19 protein-coding genes are annotated in these 19,581 nt (G+C 41.1%); all 19 read right to left on the bottom strand.

Annotation, left to right across the window (positions count from 1 at the left end; all coding sequences use genetic code 11):
- Positions 1-38: 38 nt before the first annotated feature.
- On the bottom strand, positions 39-938 hold the full coding sequence (scrK, locus tag HMPREF0847_RS06625) for a fructokinase ScrK (RefSeq protein ID WP_008809699.1): 900 nt from the start codon (positions 936-938) through the stop codon (positions 39-41).
- 241 nt (positions 939-1,179) lie between these two features.
- Positions 1,180-1,704 carry a hypothetical protein gene (locus HMPREF0847_RS06620; protein WP_008809700.1) on the bottom strand — a complete coding sequence of 175 codons (525 nt, stop codon included), beginning with the start codon at positions 1,702-1,704 and terminating at the stop codon, positions 1,180-1,182.
- 115 nt (positions 1,705-1,819) lie between these two features.
- Positions 1,820-3,631, bottom strand: coding sequence for a glutamine--fructose-6-phosphate transaminase (isomerizing) (glmS, locus tag HMPREF0847_RS06615; protein WP_008809701.1), 1,812 nt, complete (start codon positions 3,629-3,631; stop codon positions 1,820-1,822).
- Between the two features lie 479 nt (positions 3,632-4,110).
- Complete coding sequence (locus tag HMPREF0847_RS06605) at positions 4,111-5,436, bottom strand: ISLre2 family transposase (protein ID WP_020992742.1); 1,326 nt, start codon at positions 5,434-5,436, stop codon at positions 4,111-4,113.
- A gap of 169 nt (positions 5,437-5,605) precedes the next feature.
- Positions 5,606-6,079, bottom strand: a complete 474-nt coding sequence (locus tag HMPREF0847_RS06600) for a hypothetical protein (protein WP_020992741.1) — start codon at positions 6,077-6,079, stop codon at positions 5,606-5,608.
- 49 nt (positions 6,080-6,128) lie between these two features.
- Entirely contained in the window at positions 6,129-6,437 is a 309-nt protein-coding gene (locus tag HMPREF0847_RS06595) for a hypothetical protein (RefSeq protein ID WP_008809705.1), read from the bottom strand.
- Positions 6,438-6,449: 12 nt separating this feature from the next.
- Complete coding sequence (locus tag HMPREF0847_RS06590) at positions 6,450-6,722, bottom strand: hypothetical protein (RefSeq protein WP_008809706.1); 273 nt, start codon at positions 6,720-6,722, stop codon at positions 6,450-6,452.
- Positions 6,719-7,537: a ParA family protein gene (locus HMPREF0847_RS06585; RefSeq protein WP_020992740.1), complete on the bottom strand. Its 819-nt coding sequence runs from the start codon at positions 7,535-7,537 to the stop codon at positions 6,719-6,721. Before HMPREF0847_RS06585 ends, HMPREF0847_RS06590 begins: the two co-directional genes overlap by 4 nt.
- Before the next feature lie 167 nt (positions 7,538-7,704).
- A complete protein-coding gene (locus HMPREF0847_RS06580) occupies positions 7,705-8,295 on the bottom strand; it encodes a hypothetical protein (protein ID WP_008809708.1) in 591 nt (196 codons plus the stop codon).
- Positions 8,296-8,307: 12 nt separating this feature from the next.
- Positions 8,308-9,609 (bottom strand): CHAP domain-containing protein, encoded by a 1,302-nt coding sequence (locus HMPREF0847_RS06575; protein ID WP_371278079.1) that lies wholly within the window; start codon positions 9,607-9,609, stop codon positions 8,308-8,310.
- A gap of 75 nt (positions 9,610-9,684) precedes the next feature.
- On the bottom strand, positions 9,685-9,942 hold the full coding sequence (locus tag HMPREF0847_RS06570; RefSeq protein ID WP_008809710.1) for a hypothetical protein: 258 nt from the start codon (positions 9,940-9,942) through the stop codon (positions 9,685-9,687).
- Between the two features lie 17 nt (positions 9,943-9,959).
- Complete coding sequence (locus HMPREF0847_RS06565; protein WP_008809711.1) at positions 9,960-11,909, bottom strand: virulence factor; 1,950 nt, start codon at positions 11,907-11,909, stop codon at positions 9,960-9,962.
- A 9-nt stretch (positions 11,910-11,918) separates the two neighbouring features.
- On the bottom strand, positions 11,919-12,569 hold the full coding sequence (locus HMPREF0847_RS06560; protein ID WP_008809712.1) for a hypothetical protein: 651 nt from the start codon (positions 12,567-12,569) through the stop codon (positions 11,919-11,921).
- Entirely contained in the window at positions 12,569-12,883 is a 315-nt protein-coding gene (locus HMPREF0847_RS06555) for a DUF5592 family protein (RefSeq protein WP_008809713.1), read from the bottom strand. The genes HMPREF0847_RS06560 and HMPREF0847_RS06555 overlap by 1 nt, the downstream gene beginning before the upstream one ends.
- Positions 12,884-13,074: 191 nt before the next feature.
- Complete coding sequence (locus HMPREF0847_RS06550) at positions 13,075-13,359, bottom strand: BRCT domain-containing protein (protein ID WP_020992739.1); 285 nt, start codon at positions 13,357-13,359, stop codon at positions 13,075-13,077.
- Between the two features lie 6 nt (positions 13,360-13,365).
- On the bottom strand, positions 13,366-15,435 hold the full coding sequence (locus HMPREF0847_RS06545) for a pLS20_p028 family conjugation system transmembrane protein (protein WP_020992738.1): 2,070 nt from the start codon (positions 15,433-15,435) through the stop codon (positions 13,366-13,368).
- 126 nt (positions 15,436-15,561) lie between these two features.
- Complete coding sequence (locus HMPREF0847_RS06540; RefSeq protein WP_008809716.1) at positions 15,562-16,044, bottom strand: hypothetical protein; 483 nt, start codon at positions 16,042-16,044, stop codon at positions 15,562-15,564.
- A 97-nt stretch (positions 16,045-16,141) separates the two neighbouring features.
- Positions 16,142-19,249 (bottom strand): VirD4-like conjugal transfer protein, CD1115 family, encoded by a 3,108-nt coding sequence (locus tag HMPREF0847_RS06535; RefSeq protein WP_020992737.1) that lies wholly within the window; start codon positions 19,247-19,249, stop codon positions 16,142-16,144.
- Positions 19,242-19,493, bottom strand: a complete 252-nt coding sequence (locus HMPREF0847_RS06530) for a hypothetical protein (RefSeq protein WP_020992736.1) — start codon at positions 19,491-19,493, stop codon at positions 19,242-19,244. Before HMPREF0847_RS06530 ends, HMPREF0847_RS06535 begins: the two co-directional genes overlap by 8 nt.
- Positions 19,494-19,581 lie beyond the last annotated feature (88 nt).

Raw genomic sequence — 19,581 nt, 5'->3', positions numbered from 1 at the left:
ATATAATAAAGGCCTGATCAAGTCAGACCTTTACTCCTTTATTTTGCATGTCGTTCGCTGATTTCTTTAGCCAGTACAAAGTTACCCAACGTTGCAGAGCCATTACCAGCTACAGCTGGTGTCACAATATAGTCACGAACATCTGGAACAGGCAGATAACCATTGAGTAGCACTGCGAATTTTTCGCGAACACGGTCTAACATGTGCTGTTGCGCCATTACTCCACCACCAAAGACAATCACATCTGGGCGGAAAGTTACAGTAGCTTGAATCGCAGCTTGAGCAATGTAGTAGGCTTGAATATCCCAGACAGAGCTGTTAAGCTCAATATTTTCACCACGGATTCCGGTACGGGCTTCCAAACTTGGACCAGCTGCCAGACCTTCCAAACAACCATTGTGGAAAGGACAGACACCATTAAATTCTTTTTCTACATCCATCGGATGCTTGGCTACATAGTAGTGACCCATTTCTGGGTGACCAGCACCACCGATAAATTCTCCACGCTGAATCGCTCCAGCTCCAATTCCTGTCCCAATTGTATAATAGACTAAGTTTTCAATACGGCCACCAGCATTGTTGCGAGCTACCACTTCTCCAAAAGCGGAACTATTAACATCAGTAGTGAAGTAAATTGGTACATTAAGAGCACGACGAAGGACACCAACGATATCCACATTCGCCCAATGAGGCTTTGGAGTTGTCGTAATGAAACCGTAAGTTTTTGAATTTTGATCAATATCAATTGGTCCGAAAGAGCCAACAGCTAAACCAGTTAAATTGTCAAAACGAGAGAAAAATTCAATCGTTTTATCTAAAGTTTCAATCGGTGTTGTAGTAGGAAACTGTGTTTTTTCAACTATTTCAAACTTCTCATTACCAACCGCACAGACGAACTTAGTCCCGCCAGCTTCCAAACTTCCATATAATTTTGTCATAAAATTCCTCTTCTTTTATGCTATCAGATTTAAGTTAATCAGACTTCCCTGACACTTTTAATCTGATTCGCAATTTTTTCTTTTTTGCATTCAATTTATTATAGCATATCTCTCGGAAACTATTTCACCAAACTAAACTTTTTTCATGCTTTTTTCAAGACATTTAACCAACAGCCTGCTCCTATAAAAATATCCCCCAAGATTTCTCGGGGGATTCGTCAATTCGCTTATTGATCATAAATTATTGGAAGCTGACTGTATTATTTTTTATGATCATTTTAGATTCTGGTGAGATATCTGTTTGCTCTAGTGTTATAATCGTTTCACCTTTTTCATCCAAAATATGCCAAACACCATCTTTATGTCCTAACAAAGCAACACCAGTCTCTCCGTTATCTTCATCTTTGTATGTTGTAGAAAATGCCTGATCCACACCCTCTAGCAAACGCTCCTCTTTCGTACTAAGGGTTACCAAATAGTAAGCTCCCCCCCGAACACCTAGCGCATACTGATTATCAATCTGAGTGTACTTTTCATAGGTTGATCTGGAAGATAAGGCGCTACTGAGAGTTTTACTCAATTGTTTCTTCACCTCTTCACTTCTTTCCTCATCCAGAGATTGAATTGTTTTCTGTACATCTTTGACCTTAGCAACTTCCTGTCTTTTGGCTTCTCTAGCCTGATAAATCAAGAAGGTTCTCACCAAAAATGAACTCCCAAAAACAAAACCGACAATCAGAGCAATGACATTACCTTTTTTCTTCATCCGATCCCCCATGTATCTATAAGTAGTATATAAGAAATGTTTCCTTATAACTTATAGCATAACAGAATATTTTTGAGAAAACAAATAAAACCTAGCAAAACTAGGTTTTATTATCTTATTCAACGGTTACTGACTTGGCCAAGTTACGTGGCTTATCAACATCCAGACCACGATGCAGGGTTGCATAATAAGCAACGAGCTGGGTTGGAACGACCATAGAAATCGGTGATAGATATGGGTGTACTTGACTGAGTACAATATCATCATTATCTTTGGCTACATTTTCTTCAGCAATGGTCAATACATTGGCACCACGAGCTGCTACCTCTTGGATATTTCCCCGCGTGTGGTTGGCAAGGACAGGATCTGACAAGAGGGCCAGGACTGGTGTCCCTTCTTCAATCAAGGCAATCGTACCATGTTTTAATTCACCAGCTGCAAATCCTTCACACTGAATATATGAAATCTCTTTAAGCTTGAGGCTGGCTTCCATGGCTACGTAGTAATCTTGACCACGGCCGATATAGAAGGCATTGCGAGTTGTCCCCAAAAGATTGTCAACCTTGCTCTCAATTAGCTCTTTCTCAGAAAGGGTTGATTCGATAGACTGGGCTACCAAGGATAGTTCATGAACCAGATCAAAGGCTGTAGCTTTTTCAGAAGCATTGGCGTCTCCTACTGCTTTAGCTAAGAATGCCAAGGCAGCAATTTGTGCAGTATAGGCCTTGGTTGAAGCAACCGCGATTTCAGGACCTGCATGAAGAAGCATGGTATGGTTAGCTTCACGAGACAAGGTTGATCCTGGCACATTTGTAACTGTTAGGCTTGGAATCCCCATTTCATTGGCCTTGACCAAGACCTGGCGACTATCAGCTGTTTCGCCTGACTGACTAATAAAGATAAAGAGTGGTTTTTTACTGAGAAGTGGCATACCGTAGCCCCATTCAGATGAAATTCCCAGCTCAACTGGCGTATCTGTTAATTCTTCAAGCATTTTCTTAGAGGCAAATCCAGCATGGTAAGAAGTCCCTGCTGCAAGGATGTAAATACGGTCAGCTTTTTGTACAGCCTTGACAATAGCTGGATCTACGACTACTTGGCCATTTTCATCTGTATAGGCTTGGATGAGTTTACGCATAACAGTTGGCTGCTCATCGATTTCCTTGAGCATATAGTAAGGATAGGTTCCTTTACCAATATCAGACAAGTCTAACTCAGCAGTATAACTTTCGCGTTCCTGAAGGTTACCGTCATAGTCCTGAACCTCCACACTATCTTTACGAACAATAACCAACTCTTGGTCATGGATTTCCATAAATTGATTCGTTTCCCGAATCATGGCCATGGCATCTGAGCAGACCATATTATAGCCTTCTCCCAGACCAACTAGAAGTGGAGATTTATTTTTTGCAACGTAAATGACCTCAGAATCTTCTGAATCAACCAAGGCAAAAGCGTAAGATCCACGGATAATATGAAGGGCTTTTTTAAAGGCTTCTAAGACTGATAAGCCGTCTTCCTCAACAAATTTCCCAATCAAATGCACTGCAATTTCAGTATCTGTTTGTCCTTTGAAGTGGTGACCTGCAAGGTATTCTTCCTTGATTTCAAGGTAGTTTTCAATAACTCCGTTGTGCACCAAGACAAAACGTCCTGTCTCAGAGCGATGAGGGTGGGCATTGCTCTCGCTTGGTTTCCCATGAGTAGCCCAGCGGGTATGACCAATACCAGTCGAACCTGCTACGTCGATTCCAATTTTAGAACGCAGGTCTGCAATACGGCCGACAGATTTGACCAGGCTAGAATTTTTTCCTGTTGTTACAAAAATTCCAGCTGAGTCATAACCACGGTATTCCAATTTTTCCAAACCCTGCATCAAGATATCAGTTGCGTTGCGATTTCCGACAACTCCGACAATTCCACACATACTTACTAATTGAGTGATGTTCCAAGGACATCACTACTCTCCTTTAAAATTGGTATAGTCTGATTTTATAGAAAAATCATTGGCGAAATCAGTATACAATGCTTCTTTCTGTTTGTCAAGCTGTAAATCTTTAAAGTATGTGGTAGAATTTTTTAGAAAGCCCATTTCTTGTAATATGAAAGGAGAACTTTGACCGAGGAGTGCAAAAAAGACTGAACATTTTTCTTGCTCAGTCTTGACAGAATGGAATTTATCCTGTATCATTAGTTGAAGACTGAGTAAGAAGGACGAGTTCTTACTCGGTAAGGCGGAAGGTGTTAGCGCACCTTTCGTCTTTTTTTATTCGATTTATTTACTAAGTATTATAGCATACAAATACCCACTATGCAAGTGTTTTCTGCAAAAAAACAGCAGAAAAAACACTTTTTTGAAAAAGCGATAATTATATAATTTATTATATATCTTATTGTATAACTTTTTTATTTTCCAAGACGACGTTTAGAAGGATAACGGAAATTACGCAAGCAATAACGTCGTTTTATCTTGTTCTGTTTAATCTTAATTGTCCCTCCAGTTACCCCTTCAAGATCCATCATTTCCTGATATTCCTTACGCCAGGAGCCAAAGAAAAGCTCACGCAGACCGTCTTCATAATTGAGAACAATCATTTGACTCATGGTCTGAGCGCCTAGTACCGTCCAGTACATGCCTCGCTTTTTCATGCGATAGGTGACTTTTCTGTGCTGGCTTTCCATAACCCCAATTCCCGAAGAACTCAGTCCCCTCAAATTAGCTGGTTTGGTATATTGAAAATTTTGCAGGAGCTTGTTTTTAAAGTGTTCAAACTCTTCTTCCTCCTCTTCTGTGGACAGGAAGCCCTCTGTCGTATCAAGGACAGTCCGCAGCTTTTCTTTGTCGTGCTGCTTGATCGCCTGGAAAGCTAAATCCAGGAGTTCTTCTGCATAAGGCCTAAAAGCAAGCTTCAGCTTCTGGTTGACATGGTAAGCGTCCCAGAAATGCTCATGACGCTTTACCTTTAGGGCTTTGGCTATCTCTTTAAAGATATAGGGTGTATAGCCATGACCGCCGTCCGAATTGGTAATCAGGATAGTTTCTTCCTGGATGTCAAAGTGGTTATAGAGGTAGTCTAGCACTTGATCTCTCGCCGATCGATTATCTAAGGAGATAAACTCTTTTTTTCCCTGGAGTTCAAAGCGGTTACTTCCCACCTTTTTGCTTCCCGTGTGAATGACAAAATGAGAGAGATCATAGTTTCGACTAGGATCTTCCTGATCACTCGCTTTCACCATCACCCCATCTCCTTCAATATAAATCATATCGACAGGATGCTTTTCTTGAGCCTCTTCATCTCCATAAAAGCGATAATCTGCTTTCTCCTTCAGAAGTTCATCGCAAAGTTTGACAGCCTTCACAACAATCGGCTTGGTGATACGGATATGATAAGTCAACTGAATAACCTGGATGACCTTATCATAAGGCATCAAGGTAGAGAGGCAGGCCACCTGGTACATAAACTCCCAGGAGAAGCGGGTGTTTTTAGACAAGCCTAGTTTCTCATCAACAGGAACGACCCACTCACCCCCTTTCTTCCACCGGCGGCGTCTGAAGGTAATCTCTCCAAAAGTAAAGGCAACCGTCCGCTCCATTGAGTGAATACAGGTATAACCTCTGGCTTTCATGATGGGAACCATCTCTTCATCGTACTGAACAATGCTCTCATAAACATCTTTCGCATTTTGCGCAAATAATTGATCCTTTAATTCTCTTTCATCAAAAACAGTCATTAACACTCTCCTTGAAAGTTAAATTAAAATCTATTTTAATCAATTTTTACCTCTTTTTTCAACTAATAGACCTTACTAGTATGCATCTCAGTTTTTATGATACGAAAAAAAGCCTGACCAATCGGCCAGGCTTTGAGGTGGTTCATCATCTCTCAACCAGTATAGCATATTAGTTATCAAACCAAAAGACTAGTCTCATATCATACACATTCAAACAATTACCTTCATAATCTGAAATTTCATAAGCCAAATTATAGAGCTTATAATAAAGAAATTTCACAGCCTCTGCAGCTAGTTGAATTGATTCATCATTGGCATTAATGTAAGACATAAAATAATCTTGTAACTCTATAGCAGTAACATAACCAAATGAATGACCATCCATATCCCAGTCAGCAGCTGCGCCCTCTGTAATATCCGTTACATCCTTTGGTAGCCCTCTATTTTTCTGAATAAACGGTATATCATGCTCATTTCTCACATTCCCAAGCGCAGAAAATAAAGGGTAGTTGCGTCCAATATAAAATTCATCGACATCCTTAATCCTTGTGGGATTTGCAAAATCAACATAGCGGGGATTGGCTACAAACCAGTTACCGTTTTTATCTTTACCTTCAATCCAGGCATGAATATCTGCTCCCATCTTATTACCTCCATAGAGCCTCACTTGGAATGAAGCTCATTTTCTTATTTTATTTTTTCTTCTGAATAGAGTTCACCAGACGTTCAAAGACTGGATAAGCAATCATTGAGCAGGGGATGACTAGGAAAATAGCTACAATGGAGTCTGCTATAAAGGAGAAGTCCCCTGTAAAATGAACCATTATAGCAATAATGGCAATAGGAAGAACCAAGACTGGTACAAACTTCAGAGACAGCAGCCCTATAGTCAGCAAGAACAGCATGCTTAAGCCATAGGACTTATAAAAGACAAAGACAGCCACCGCTGCCAGAAAGATGAAGAACAGTCGAACTAAGTTTTTCATATTCAGGATAATCATAAGCTTATCTCCTTACTTTTTAAGCTTTCGCTGCATCCTTTCCCACTCCCGAATGATCAGATTTTCTAAATAATCTGAAGCTGATTTAGCTTGATGGTATTCCACCAACTCCTCCAGCTTGTCATAGCGGACATCTTCGTGTAAGGAAAAAGGATAGCGGCCTTTCTTGTTATAGTTAGATGCAGCCTTTTTAGAGTTGCGGGTGCTATTTTGGTGTGTTGCTCTCACTTTTTCAGGTGAGGGCTTAAAGGTTTCTTTTACCTGAGCAAAACGATTTTCTGTCATACGGTTTCTCCTTCTAATACTCTTAATATATTTTCATAGACATAATCCATATTATCATAAAACTTCCGATGAGCTTCTTTTTGACTATATGTCATCTTTTCACGTTGTTCAAAGACGCTTTGGCCAATGACCAAACTTTTAGCCATCAGTTCTTTCTCCTGGATAGAACCCAGGTAAGCAGGATCTTCTTCCACAACTTCTAAAAACTGCTTACAGGTATCTGTCACATTTTGGCCAACGTACTTAATTTTATTGCCAATCAGATAAGGTTCCGCTGTGACATAGCTCTTTTTAGAAATGACCTCGATTGCTTCATTCTTGATAAACTCGACAAATTTCTTCAGAGACAGCCAAGCCCGAAAACCGTTGAGAGAAGCATCGGATACCGCTAAGACCATATCCGAAACGGCAATAAAATTGGCCGTCACCAAACTTTCGTCATTATGGGTATCAATCAGGATCACATCAAACTGAGCGGCCAGCTCCTCATAGTGCTCACTAAACCACATAAAGAGTTGCAAGTATTTATTATTTCGACTGCCAAGATCCAGCTGCTCATCTGTTAGACGTTCATCTCCGCAGATTAAACTGAGATTTTCAGAAATTTGAACAATCTCATACTCTCCAGTTGTAAAAATATCATAAATGGTCTTTTCGCTGGTTACGTCAAAAGTGCGGGTTAGATTGCATTCCCAGGCGCCGTCAATTAGACAAACTCTCAATCCCTTTAGACGTGCCATCCAATCTCCCTCATTAAAAGTATCCGTGGTTTTCCCACCGCCGCCTTTTCCCAGATTTATTGTTTGTATCTTCATCTAAGACTCCTTTGCTTTTCATCATTTTCTATATTGTTCCATGCTTCTATTATACGACTACACAAAAGATTTGTCAACAAAAAATACACAATAAGTTATATAACTTATTGTGTATTTTATTATATACTTAATTGTTCGTTTCGTTATCTATTTTCTTACATCAGAACTTAGCCAAATGTCGCTCCGATATTCCCGCCAATGTAGGCTTTCAATTGGATTTGATTGACTGTGGTATTGAAGTTTCCAATAAAATAACAATTCTCTTCATTCTCTTTAGTCAACACCACCAAGAATTGAACCACATCGTCACTCTCTGAAGGGCTGACTTCTAGTTTTGCCTTTTGATAGGTGTATTGATTGACTAAAATTGCCATCGCAAAGGTTTGTATCATAGCATTATCGGTCATGGAGAGGTGATTTTCAATCGTCCCTTTTACATCAGCAAGAGTTTTAGCCTTTTGGATATCCGCCACTGCCTCATCAAAAGCCACAACAACTGCTTGCGTTTGAACCTCATCTGCTTGGCTATAGGGATGTTCCAGCTTTAATTTAGCTGTTCGATGGTTCTTTTCATCCACTGTCTCCTCTTCAACTGGAGAAACTGTTCCCTTCTTCTTTGAAGGTTCTGTCTGCTCTGTTTTAGGCTCCTCTTTTGATTTTTCTTTGGTCAGGTATTGGTAAATACCGACACCAGCTAAAGTGATTAAGAGAACTGTTGCAATGATGAATACCATGTTATCTTTAATCCTTTTCTTCATTCTTGTTTCCTTCTATTTTACTAATTTTGGTGACTTATTATCTGGATAAGCAAAGGTCGTAATCTCCGCCTTTTGTTGGGCGGGACTCCAAATCCGATAATCCCATGTGTAGGGCTTTTTGAAATAGTCCCATCCACTGATTGGCGTGTTTTGTTCAACAATCAGGATAGAACCATCTTCAAAGACATGGCAGACGATACCTGTATGCCCATATCCGCCTCCTCCGTTTTGAGTAGAGAAGATAGCGCCCTTCTTAGGGGTCGTTTTGACGCTATTTCCGAATATAGAGGCCCAAGATGACGCCTGGTCTTTCCCGTTCCCTGAGACAGATCCAGAGTGGCCCCAAAGATGATTTCCTAAACTAATAGTTAAGTTTACACACTGGCCATCTAAGCTAGGCCCATACCCTGTCACATACCAGCCTTGAGAAGAAGCATATTCCATCCCCAAACTTTTTGGATCGATGATGTATTGTTTCAGACTAGCTGGAAGATTATCAGGACTATAGCCCCAGGCTGTTGCATCCCCTGGAACAGTTCCTGTCCCATCAGATACTCCACCTGAACTGTCATCATCGCTGCAATCAGTGTCGCTATCGCTGGAGCTATCCTCAGCTGAAGAAGTGTTGGGAGCTTCTGAAGCAGCTGTCGTTGTACTGCCCTTATAGGGTTTAGTTCCGTGAGCAGCAATAGCTTTGTCATCCAGCCACTTGTACTTCGTACCCAGAGTATCATACATAGCAAGCAGCTTAGTCTTATAAGTGCCATCTGTTGCCCAGCCACCGTCCGCAATCGCAGTCAAGGTACTCTTTCCATCTGTATTATTGATAGCGGCTGTGTAGAGGGTCTGGTGAGCCATGAACTCTGCCTTCCCTACAATCCCCGCATCATAGCTGGAAAACCAAGTATAAGCTCCACCAGTTCCATCTCCGACGTTGGCACCTGGCTTGGTACCGCTTAAGTCAACACTATCTTCCCCATAAGTCGCAAGCGTGACTGGGAAATTACTTTTACTAGAGGTTTTAACTCCGCCCATATTGTGAGCCATCCAAAAGGAGGTACCATTTGGATTGGAGAAGTTAAAACCATTCTCTATCATTGTCTGAGTGATAGAAGCAGACGGTAGGAAACCACCTGCTTTCCAGGAGCTGATATAGGCTTCTTCATGTTTCTTGACAAAATCATCAATTGAGCCATCCCCTGAAGGGATTTCACCTGAAGAAGTAACCTGGGTATCAGAGCTAGAGCTACAATCTTTTGAACTACTGTGAGACACGGCACCAAATACTCCAGCCAATATACTTGTCAGCATCATCACCAAGATGATAAAAGCTCCTAGCGTGAGGCCGATTTTCCATACAAAAAGTTTCTTCACAGACTCCCTCTCTTTCTACCAGAGACCCAGAACTGTTTTTAAAAGAACATAGAAAATTAAAAAGATAATAAAGCCAAGCGCAACCTTCTTGAGACTATTGACAAACTCCTGATCACGAGCTTTCTGAGCCTCTAACCGTTCAGGGTCTGATTCTCCTTCAGAAGCGAAATAGTCTCGTTCCGCTTTCATTCTGGTTTTTCTGATCATCACATACTCATCAAATGCTTGCTTCTTACGTCCAAAAAATCCTAATCCATCGTTTTTGCGTGACATTCTTTCTTCCTTTCTGATTACTGGAGCCCGCCATAGCGTTCTATTTCAGGGGCTAACAACTGCTGGTTAAAGACAATATTTCCTACACTGGAGATATTCATGAACAGCTGGCCTTTTCTTAGTCGTGGTAAAGTTTCCAATTCTGATTGGTTCATAGATCCCGATAGCGCATTGGCCAAAAGCGGCACACTGGTATCATCCGTTTGAGCAAATACCCGATACTGCATCAATCCAAATATACGTTGAACTGCTGTCACATACGGATCCTTAAAAGTAGCACTTCCTGACTCAAAGAGGATGCCTCGAAGGGAATTTACCGACAAGACCACGCCAGCAAAGTTCTCACCCATGGAGTCAATAATATCTGCCAGCAGTTTTACGCTGCTTTCATACTTAGGATTTATGAGCGTTTGTGCTTCAGAAATATTAACAATATAGTGAGGCATATCCATCTCATTTTTATCAGGTGAAGCCTTCAGGGTCTGCTTGCATCGTTTCCCGTGGTTAACAATATCAGCTGAGACTAGGGATAAAACAGAGAAAATCTGCGCATTCAGCAAGTTTGGCATGGCTTTGAGTCCTGACAGGTCAAAGGTCACAACCTGCTCTCTTGAAATATCCTGAAATTCGGTTGTCCCTTCAAACATATCCGCATTGGTTGTCAGAAGCTCATTAAAAGTATTGTAAATACGATTAACAGAGCTTAGTTCAATCTTATTGGTATGTTTTTTACTCTGAAGCTTATCTTGATAGTCCTCTACGTACATCACAAAGTCAGACAAAATAGGGTATTCCTCCGCAACCAATTCGGTTGCCTTTAGCTTTTCAGGGTTCAACGTAGGATTACGAGCCCAAAGACCTTCCTCGATATAAAATTCGTTCAAAATCTGGCCAAGGCTAGTCAAGTCATCGCCAGTAGCTTCATCATTCAGCAATTTGAATATATTCTTGAGCTTCTCAATATGCAGGTTGTACGATTTCTTCTTGTCTACCTCCGTTCCTTCTTCATTCGTTACAGTCGGAAAGACCTGAAAGATATTGATCCGATTAGCTTCACCTGAGAGGTCTAAAATCAGGCCGTGTTGTTTACGGGTCTGATCCAGAAACGTGCCATTGGCATCAAAATTTCGGATGAAATTGCCTTTGGCATACAGGCCATCTGTATGTTTGAGAAGAAAGGAGCGCTGACCCATTTTAGGGTTGCCAGAGATAATCATGAAGGAACGGGTTCGACGTTCATCTCGTTCTAAGAAATTAAAGTTGACGGCTCCTCGGGTTGGCGTCCAACCCATATAGACGCCTCGCTGATCTTCCAATTTGGTATGATTGAAGAAATAGCCACCTGCCAGGTCATGAGGCTTAACAGGAATGCCTCGACGACGATTAGGAAGGTCAATCTGATATTGAGCTGGAATAAACGGAGCATGGTATTCAAAGTCTAATTCACCTGAGAGGATGGTTGATTTGAAGTTAGAGGTCTTATCCTTGATGTCCTCAACTCTGCGGAAGAGCCCTTCTTTCGTTGAGGCGGGCACAAAAATTCTCACATACATCCCCAGTATAGAAATATTCTTCTTCGTAATTTCACGGTTCAGTTCCTGCAAGTCCTTGATTTCATCTAACTCTTTCTGGTTATCCGTAAGCTTACTATTGCCAGTAATACGGGTTGATTTCTCCTCGATGGAGTCCGTAATCTCTTGACGAATGACCTTACTGTTTTCTCGGTAGATAGAAAGGAAAGCCTGTGTTCCAGGAATGAGCATCAGATCAGATAACCAGAACCGATCCAAGTCTTCTGACGGATATTCATAGAAATGAAGCACGGTATGGTAGCCGTCTCCACTCGTCCAATAGCGGTCATTTCTAGCAAAATCAATATTCCCTTGAGGTTGGATTTGGCTGAGAAAAGCTAAGTCATAGCCATCTGCTTTCAGTTGACGTTGGCGGCGTTTTGATAATTCTGGCATAAGAACCTCCTATACTTTTTCGTTCATGTTGTTAAATTGCTTTATAATCTGGATTTTCTTTGTCTTCGTCACTTCCTGTGGAACAAAGTCATTATTCCCGTAAGTCTTAGCCTTACGCACTAACTCATCCAGTTCTGATGTCGTTGGAGCAAAGAGCCAGAGTATAAACTCTGTATTGTAGATTTCCTGTTGGATGTTTTCCTCAGTTTGGATTTGGGAGATTAACCATTCTTCACGGTCTTTCAATTGCAAGTATCGTCTTTCTTCAGGAAGCAACCTCGCTTTCTCCTGGCGAACCTGACTCAGATGATGCCTAAGATCCATAATCTGCGTATCCGTATTGGTGGGAAGTGTTGTGGTTTCCACCTGAATATCCGTATTAAAATCTGTCAGCCACTTTTCAAAATTATCCAAGGTACGGCGGATTTCATCATAAGACAGGGAGCCTAGGTCTTTGCCTGGGATTTCCAAAAACTGCAAATAGCCAAAGTCCACTAGTTCAATGTAAGCTTTATGATTATTAATAATCTTTTTGGTATCCAGGAGCTCGACGCAGGAGTGAAGATCGAAGTATTCCTGTTTGAATTTCTTATCTTGGCGAATTTGACGCCCCAAAGGTCGTTTCTCTTGAGAAACTGGTGAGTAATGTTTTATTGCCATTAGTGTTTTTCCTCCTCTTTAGATCGTTGGTAATTGATACTGGTATAGTGTTTACGACGGCGTCTGAAGAAAAGATACATACTCTGCCAATTCTTCTTCCCGCCGTTGGTTGGCAAAACTAAATATAGACACATGAGAGGCGTTAGGATAATAAAGGCTAACAGCTGGGGCCACTGACTCGTCGGAAATATCTTCGTGCCAATAGAAAGAGCCGCAACCGCTGAACCGCCGACAAAAACAATATCTGCCATGAACAGCCCGATGATTTTGACTTTCGCATAGATGTCCCTAGGGATACCGTACTTTTCGTTCATATTTTCTTCTCCTTTATCATTGATAATCCTAGTGTAAAGGATAATTCAAAAGCTTGCTCTAACGGGACAAGTCACCGCAAAAACTCTTTTCCAGCTGAAAGAGAATAGATTTTTATTAACCATAAAGTTATATATTTTTTTATACATTTCATTACACACTGTCTGACAAATAGGAAGGCAAAAAAAGAGCCTCAATCCTGAGACTCTTTCACGATAGTGAAGAAGGATTCTTCAGATAGAATGGTAATCTCCTGCCCTTCCTCTAACCTCTTTAAAACGGCTTCATATTTCTTAGAGCGGCGATCAGGTTTAAAGAGATCCAGTTGCTTATGGCCCGCTACTAAAATTTGTGTTTGAGCGGACACATACCCTTGAACGATAGCTCCTCTCTCGGTAAGAAAGGCTACTGCTTCATTTCGAGTCAGTGGCCTCAAGCTTCCTGTGATGACCACCACTTTATCTTTGAGATCAATCATAGGCACTTACTCCTCTGTTTCGTCAATCTCTGCCCCTCTGATATGACTTTGGCCTTGCATTCGTTGGCCTGCCTGCTGCATCTGTTGGCTCATATAGTTCATCTGGGACATAGACTGCTGGAAGTTGCTTTTCGCAGGTGAGGGGTTTGGAGGAGTTGTTGGATCACTCACTCCCTGAAATGATGCTTCTTCTGATGGAGTTGGAGGTAACGTCGGATCCGTCACTCCGCCACTTGGTGAAAGGGAGCTTGCATCATCTGAGAAGATCGGTTCTCCACCATATTGACCTGAAGGGTTCAAAGTATAGTCACCATCTCGACTAAATCCTGGCTCAGGGACAACGGCATCATTTTTCAGCCCCTTATAGACTGCATTTTGAGCATTTGAGGCTTTCTGATCAAGATTATCCGTCACTCCGCCCATATAATCTTTAACCTTGCCAGCTCCCTGTTTGGCCATAGCATCCGCCAAATCTACGGCATTACTTACACCGCCTTTGGCTGTATTCCAAATGCCTTGATCTCTCACAGCATTAGCAACACCACTCAAGCCACCGCCTGTCGCTGCCAGGCTATTGCCAAGAACTTTACTACCTGTTACCACGGCACCTGGGACTTTCTTAGCCATATCTACACCGAATTGACCAGCGCCAACCGCTCCATGAGCTAGGGCACCTGCACCAGTCGCAAAGGCATTCCCCATCATCATGGCTCCAAGAAGTTGTTGTGCGGTGTCGCTGTGACCTGTTGAGACTCCCAGCCAGCGTTCAATCATGCTCACTCCTTGCATAGCTGCAAAGAATACTCCGATATAGACAAGCCCAGCAGCCAAACATTGTTCCCACATATTTAAGCCATCGAAGAAACCACCTGATAGCTTGGTAATAGCAGAAACAGATAGGGTAGGAAGGTCACGACAGATCTCCAGCGTCACACGCATGATGACAACTTCAAAGAAGATACCAGCGAAGGCTCCATCGATTGTCCGAAGTAGCTCTTTATACTTCTTAGAATTTGAAAGGGATGAATACCCCTGAATTGGCGAGATCATTGCTTCAATGACGATGTCAAAAACTGACTTTACAAACTTTATCGACATACTCACCAAGAGGATGATTAAAATGATATATTGCATATACATTCCAATCCAGTTGACCTTATAGCGCAGGTAGACTGACTCAAAGGCATTTAAACCTTTAGCAAATCTATGTTCTGTGATTGTTTCGACTCCTACTTGCTCAGAATCTAACTTATGAAGGAATAATCCTTTAATTCCTTCATAGCCAAATTTTTTCTTGTATCGTTCTTGTACTTGTTTTAGCAACTCGCTATTAGTAGCTCCGTATGTAGCTCCAAAATCAATCCGAGTCGCAAAATCAGATGTGTCTCGTTTGTCTGTGCTGTCTGTAATATTATTGACAGGAGTTGATCCTTTCTTAACAGGTTTGATATAACCATAAGAGTCCATAGGAAAGAGCTCCGTTGAAAAGTCATTATCAATCAAGACTTTCAAATCCACTACGTTATTTTTCATGGGTTGTATTGCTAGAGAAGAATATTGTTCACTTCCTTTTGGTGCTTCACTAGAAACAGTCTGAACAGACATCGCATCTTGCGCAACAACAGTAGCTATCGAGGTTAAGGCTAGGGGCATTACAGCTGTAACAAAGGTCACCAAAAGAAAATTGGTGATAACTCCTTTGTATTTAACAGGCTTTGTAAAGACTCCAGTTATAGCTGATACAACCAAAATTAAGCTAAACACCACAGTCCCCAGCACCTGGAAGCCTCGGAAAAACTGGCCAATAACCGTGTTAGAATCTCCCAAATAACCAAAGAGGCCAAAGAGTTTGAACATGTTATTAAAGACATGTTCTAAGCTAGCTGTAATTTGATATAAGGCTTTACCAATCCCTCCTGGAATATAAGCTATAAAAGCCATAAAAGCAGGGGTAGGCTCCATGTAATTACTCCAGTAAGAATAAAACTGAGCCAATTTTTCTGCTTTATCACCGCTAAGATCACCGTCAGTACTTCCAATCTCCTTCATGAGATCAGAAAAAGTTTGGTAATTCAATAAAGGCACCTACTTTCTTTTTTAGATACCTTTATCATAAAAGATAATCAAGATACCCGCTCTAAGAGGACAAGTCACCGCAAAAAAAGGAAGTCTCAAAATCGAGACTTCCTTTTTATAACACAATTAGTCAGCTTTCCCAGTGAAATCATAAAATGCATTTCCGTCTTTATATCCTCGACGTAATTCAATTATGCGAATTGTTTTCCCACTATCCGTGAGAACAATTTGATAAAAAGCTTTATCTTCAAACTTATCAAATTCACCAACTGCAATCGTGAAATTATCTGTACCTTTTAGCTCGTTTTCCAATTCATCTAAAGCACCTTTAAACGAGGAAGGCAATTCTTTTACTTGTTTTTCCGAAAGAACTTGAAACTTATTTTCATTATTAGCTCCGTTAGTAATAACATGATTTTTCTTATCAAATTTCAACGTATCTCCGCCAGCTGAGAAAGGATATTCATAACCAGCTTCTTTTGAGTATCCAGTGTAACTATCCTTCAATTCTGTTTTCATAATATCTTCAGCGGATTTTTGGCCGCAGGCCACAAGGAGCACAGCCATGAAACCTAGCAACATAACACCAAATATCTTTTTCATTTTCATGAGTACTTCTCCTATCTTTTATTGAGTTTATTATAGCAGATATATCTTATTAATGCAAAAGGTATATAACTTATTATACAATTCTTTGTACCTCGTCTTACATCACATCATCTGCAAACAGATCCTCATATTCATCCATATCCTCATACTGATAGCCGTCATAGAGAATTTCTTCAGCTGCAGCCGCAATCATTTCAGCTGGAGAGGAGAATTGCTGGTTAGGAGACGGCTTCCCTTTTTGATAGCGAGTCGCTAATTTGGCTGTTTCCCCGCTGTTTGAGCCAATCCGATTGCTTAGTGCTCTCCGCCAGTCAATGATATTATCAAAGCTCCTCTGAGCTCCTACAGCTATTTCTTGTAGGTCAAGATTGCGGTGCGGACTTTCCACTGGAATATCCGCAAAAGTCATAGACTGGTCAAACTCTTCCTGAAGGAACATGTATCGATACGGAAGACTGGTCTTTTCGTGCAAGAAGATTGGATCTGTTGTCACTTTACGGCCTGCATTATCCCGTCCTTTGACTCCACGCAGAATGACCGCTTCTCCCTCTTGGAGCTTGGCTAGCTGAGTTGGCGTCAGCAATTCCTGACGGGGATTTTCAATAGCTACGTTTGGATTGGCTTCATCCAAGATATTACTGGAGCGACGACGCTTAGTAATCGTGCGATAGCCAATTTCTTTACTGAAATATTCATTGGTAGCAGGTTTGGTAGATTTGATATAAATCGTTAAAGAACAGTTCTCTTTAATCGTTGTAGCTGTTTTCTCTCCGTATTCATTATCCAGCTGTTCCAAGTTTTGGATCCATAAATAATACAAAATATTCTGTCCCAAACAGATGGAAATTTTCTTATCCATGTGAGGAATAGCGGGGTTGTTTGTGAACTCGTCCAGAATGTGAAGGATACGGTTCACACACTTTCTCCCAGCTGACAAAGCCAGCTCATAATTCGCATTAAATAGCTGGTCAAGAAAGAGGGATACGATGCCGTTATATTCAGCCCGATTAGGTGGCGTCACCAGGTAGATAATGGTTGGACTGTCAGAATAAACTAGCTCAATATCTTCTTCCTGAAGCAAGTGACCTGCTTGTTTATCAAGCACTGTTACTTTAATAGAGTCCAAGACTGGTTTCTTGGTGTACTCATCCAGATAGATAATTTTATCTTTTTTACGGTAGACTTTTTCAGCTGAGAAACGGTAAATATCATGATCAAGATGATTGAAGTCAATCGTAACTAAGAATTGATCAGGCAGTTTAGGTTCAATAGCATAAGTTAAATACCCTTCCCCATCAACCATAGCCGCTGCTTCCTTCACGTACATGACCTTCCCATCCGCTGAAGAGATGGAGACCTTGGCCGTTTGATGTGCAAACTTATTAGACATGGTGCTGGCTGTGCTAGATCGGAACTTGACGGATAAGCGCCTTGGAAAACCGACAGACTCCAGGTCAATAGAATTTTTAGAAGTCAATTTGGCAATGTTGTCTTGCAAGAATAGGTTAATCCCTGACATCATGCTTGAGTAAACATTGCCCTTGGTTTCTTCGGCCGCAAAATCGGACGACCTGAAGTTGAGGTCAGCCATTTCCCGAAACTTAGAGAATTGACGTTGATTGATACTTCTTAAATTATCAAAATAAACCGTAATTTTAGATTTTTTCTTTACAGCCTGATCTTTACCAGGGTTTTCAATGACTTCTCCCAAATCATCCACAAAGACTTCCTCAGATCCTAAATCCGTCAGGAATTTAGCCACATTTCTGACGGTTACAGTGTCCCAGGCATCTGACTCACCATTTTTAAAAGTTTCACTGGCCCGATCAATCAATGCCATTGCAATGGCATTGAAAAGAGAGATAGAGGTATCTTCCCAATATTTAGCGTTTCCATTTCCCGTACCTGGTTTGGTCTTGCGATAAATCGCTTCTGCTACTGCATTGACACGGGTTTGGGTTTTCTCATAATAGCCCTTTCTAGCAGCTGCAATCGCTAAAGCTAAGGGGTTATATGACATCGACCAATCCATATTCTGGAAGGACAAGACATTGACATTATAGCCACGGCGACGCATCGTCTTATAAGAGGACTGATAATGCTCTCCCTTCGGATCAGCAATAATCATTGATGGCTGAATAGCGGCTCTACTGTTAATATCCATCGTAACTGCGATATGCCCTTCTCCTTTACCTGAACGAGTGATCCCAATTCCTAACATGTTCGTGGTAGCATCTTCAATATAATAATCTCCAGATGGAGTTGCAAGCATGCCTAACACTCGCTCAGATTTAGTTAAAAGACGGCTAAATTTACGATTTTGCCACAACATTTGGGAACCTAGCGTGAGTCCTGTCAAGTTGTTTCTGGTCTCATGAAGAACAGGCACACCACCTTCACCTGGAAAGATTTCTGTCTTATTAGGAACCTTTTTATACTGTTGGTGAATTTCTTTGACCGTCGCAAAACGGTCATCTCCTTCTTCATTGTTATTGTAACTGCGATATTGCTCAAAATTGATCCAGGCTGATTTCCAGGCAATAATCAAGCCAACAATCAAAAGTGGGAAGGCAAGAATAGGCGCCAGGACAAAGACCCGTACATTCAGGAGATTTTGGATTAGTAGGCTGTCCGTATCAAATTCAACCATTTGACTATTGTCTTTTAAAGTCAGCAAGGCAAAATAAAGATAGCGAATGGCAGCACGCAAGACTGTCACCCCATAATTAGTGATCATAAAAGCAATCAGACTGAAACCCAGCCCCATGAGCACCAAGCTACGGTAGCTATTGAAATACAAGATTGGCTTCATCTCTTTGTCAAACCGCTTACGCTCTTGTTTAACGAAGGGCAAGCGATAGACTATCCGAAAAATCAGATTGCCAAAAAGTAAGAAAGTAAATGCTGGGATGATCTCAACCAAGTGCTTGATAAAAGTCAATATACTGTTCAAGAACCCCCTCCAGTCTATTTTTTCTTTCCCTGTGACAATCGCTTTGAACTGGTACCATTTTTGTTCAAGTCTTGTCTTGATAGTTACTATTTTGAGATACTTTAAACCTTTCTTGATCGATGGTCGCTGCCATTTAAACACCTGGAAAAGAAGATAGCCTAAGAAAGCTAAAATAATCAGCAAGTTGAAATAATTGACTTTGGCCAGCTGGATTATGGTGTAATAGATCACCTCCAACCAATTATTATTCATTCACTTCACCCCTTTCTATATCATGAACAATCTTTCTGTCATAGAAATTGGAATAAAGAAAGATTTTGAAGCGCAGCTCTGGACTGGCTTTTTGGTAACGATACAAATAATGATGAAGCCAATCTTCCAATCCCAGCTGTATAGTTGCCAGAGAGCAAGTTCTCCCCTGCTTCAGATAATTTTCAGCCTGAAGAGAGTCAGCTATCAAATCATCTGCTATTAGTTCTGTCTGTTGTTTTGCCATAGGCAAAACTCCTTTCCTTTTGATTTACTCCTTTAGTGTAAGGGATAATGAAAGAACCTGCTCTAAAGGGACAAGTCAGAGGAAACCC

The sequence above is a fragment of the Streptococcus sp. 2_1_36FAA genome, from assembly GCF_000161955.2.
In the GTDB taxonomy this organism is placed as follows: Bacteria; Bacillota; Bacilli; order Lactobacillales; family Streptococcaceae; genus Streptococcus; species Streptococcus gordonii.
This window is presented reverse-complemented; position numbering and strand designations above follow the sequence as displayed.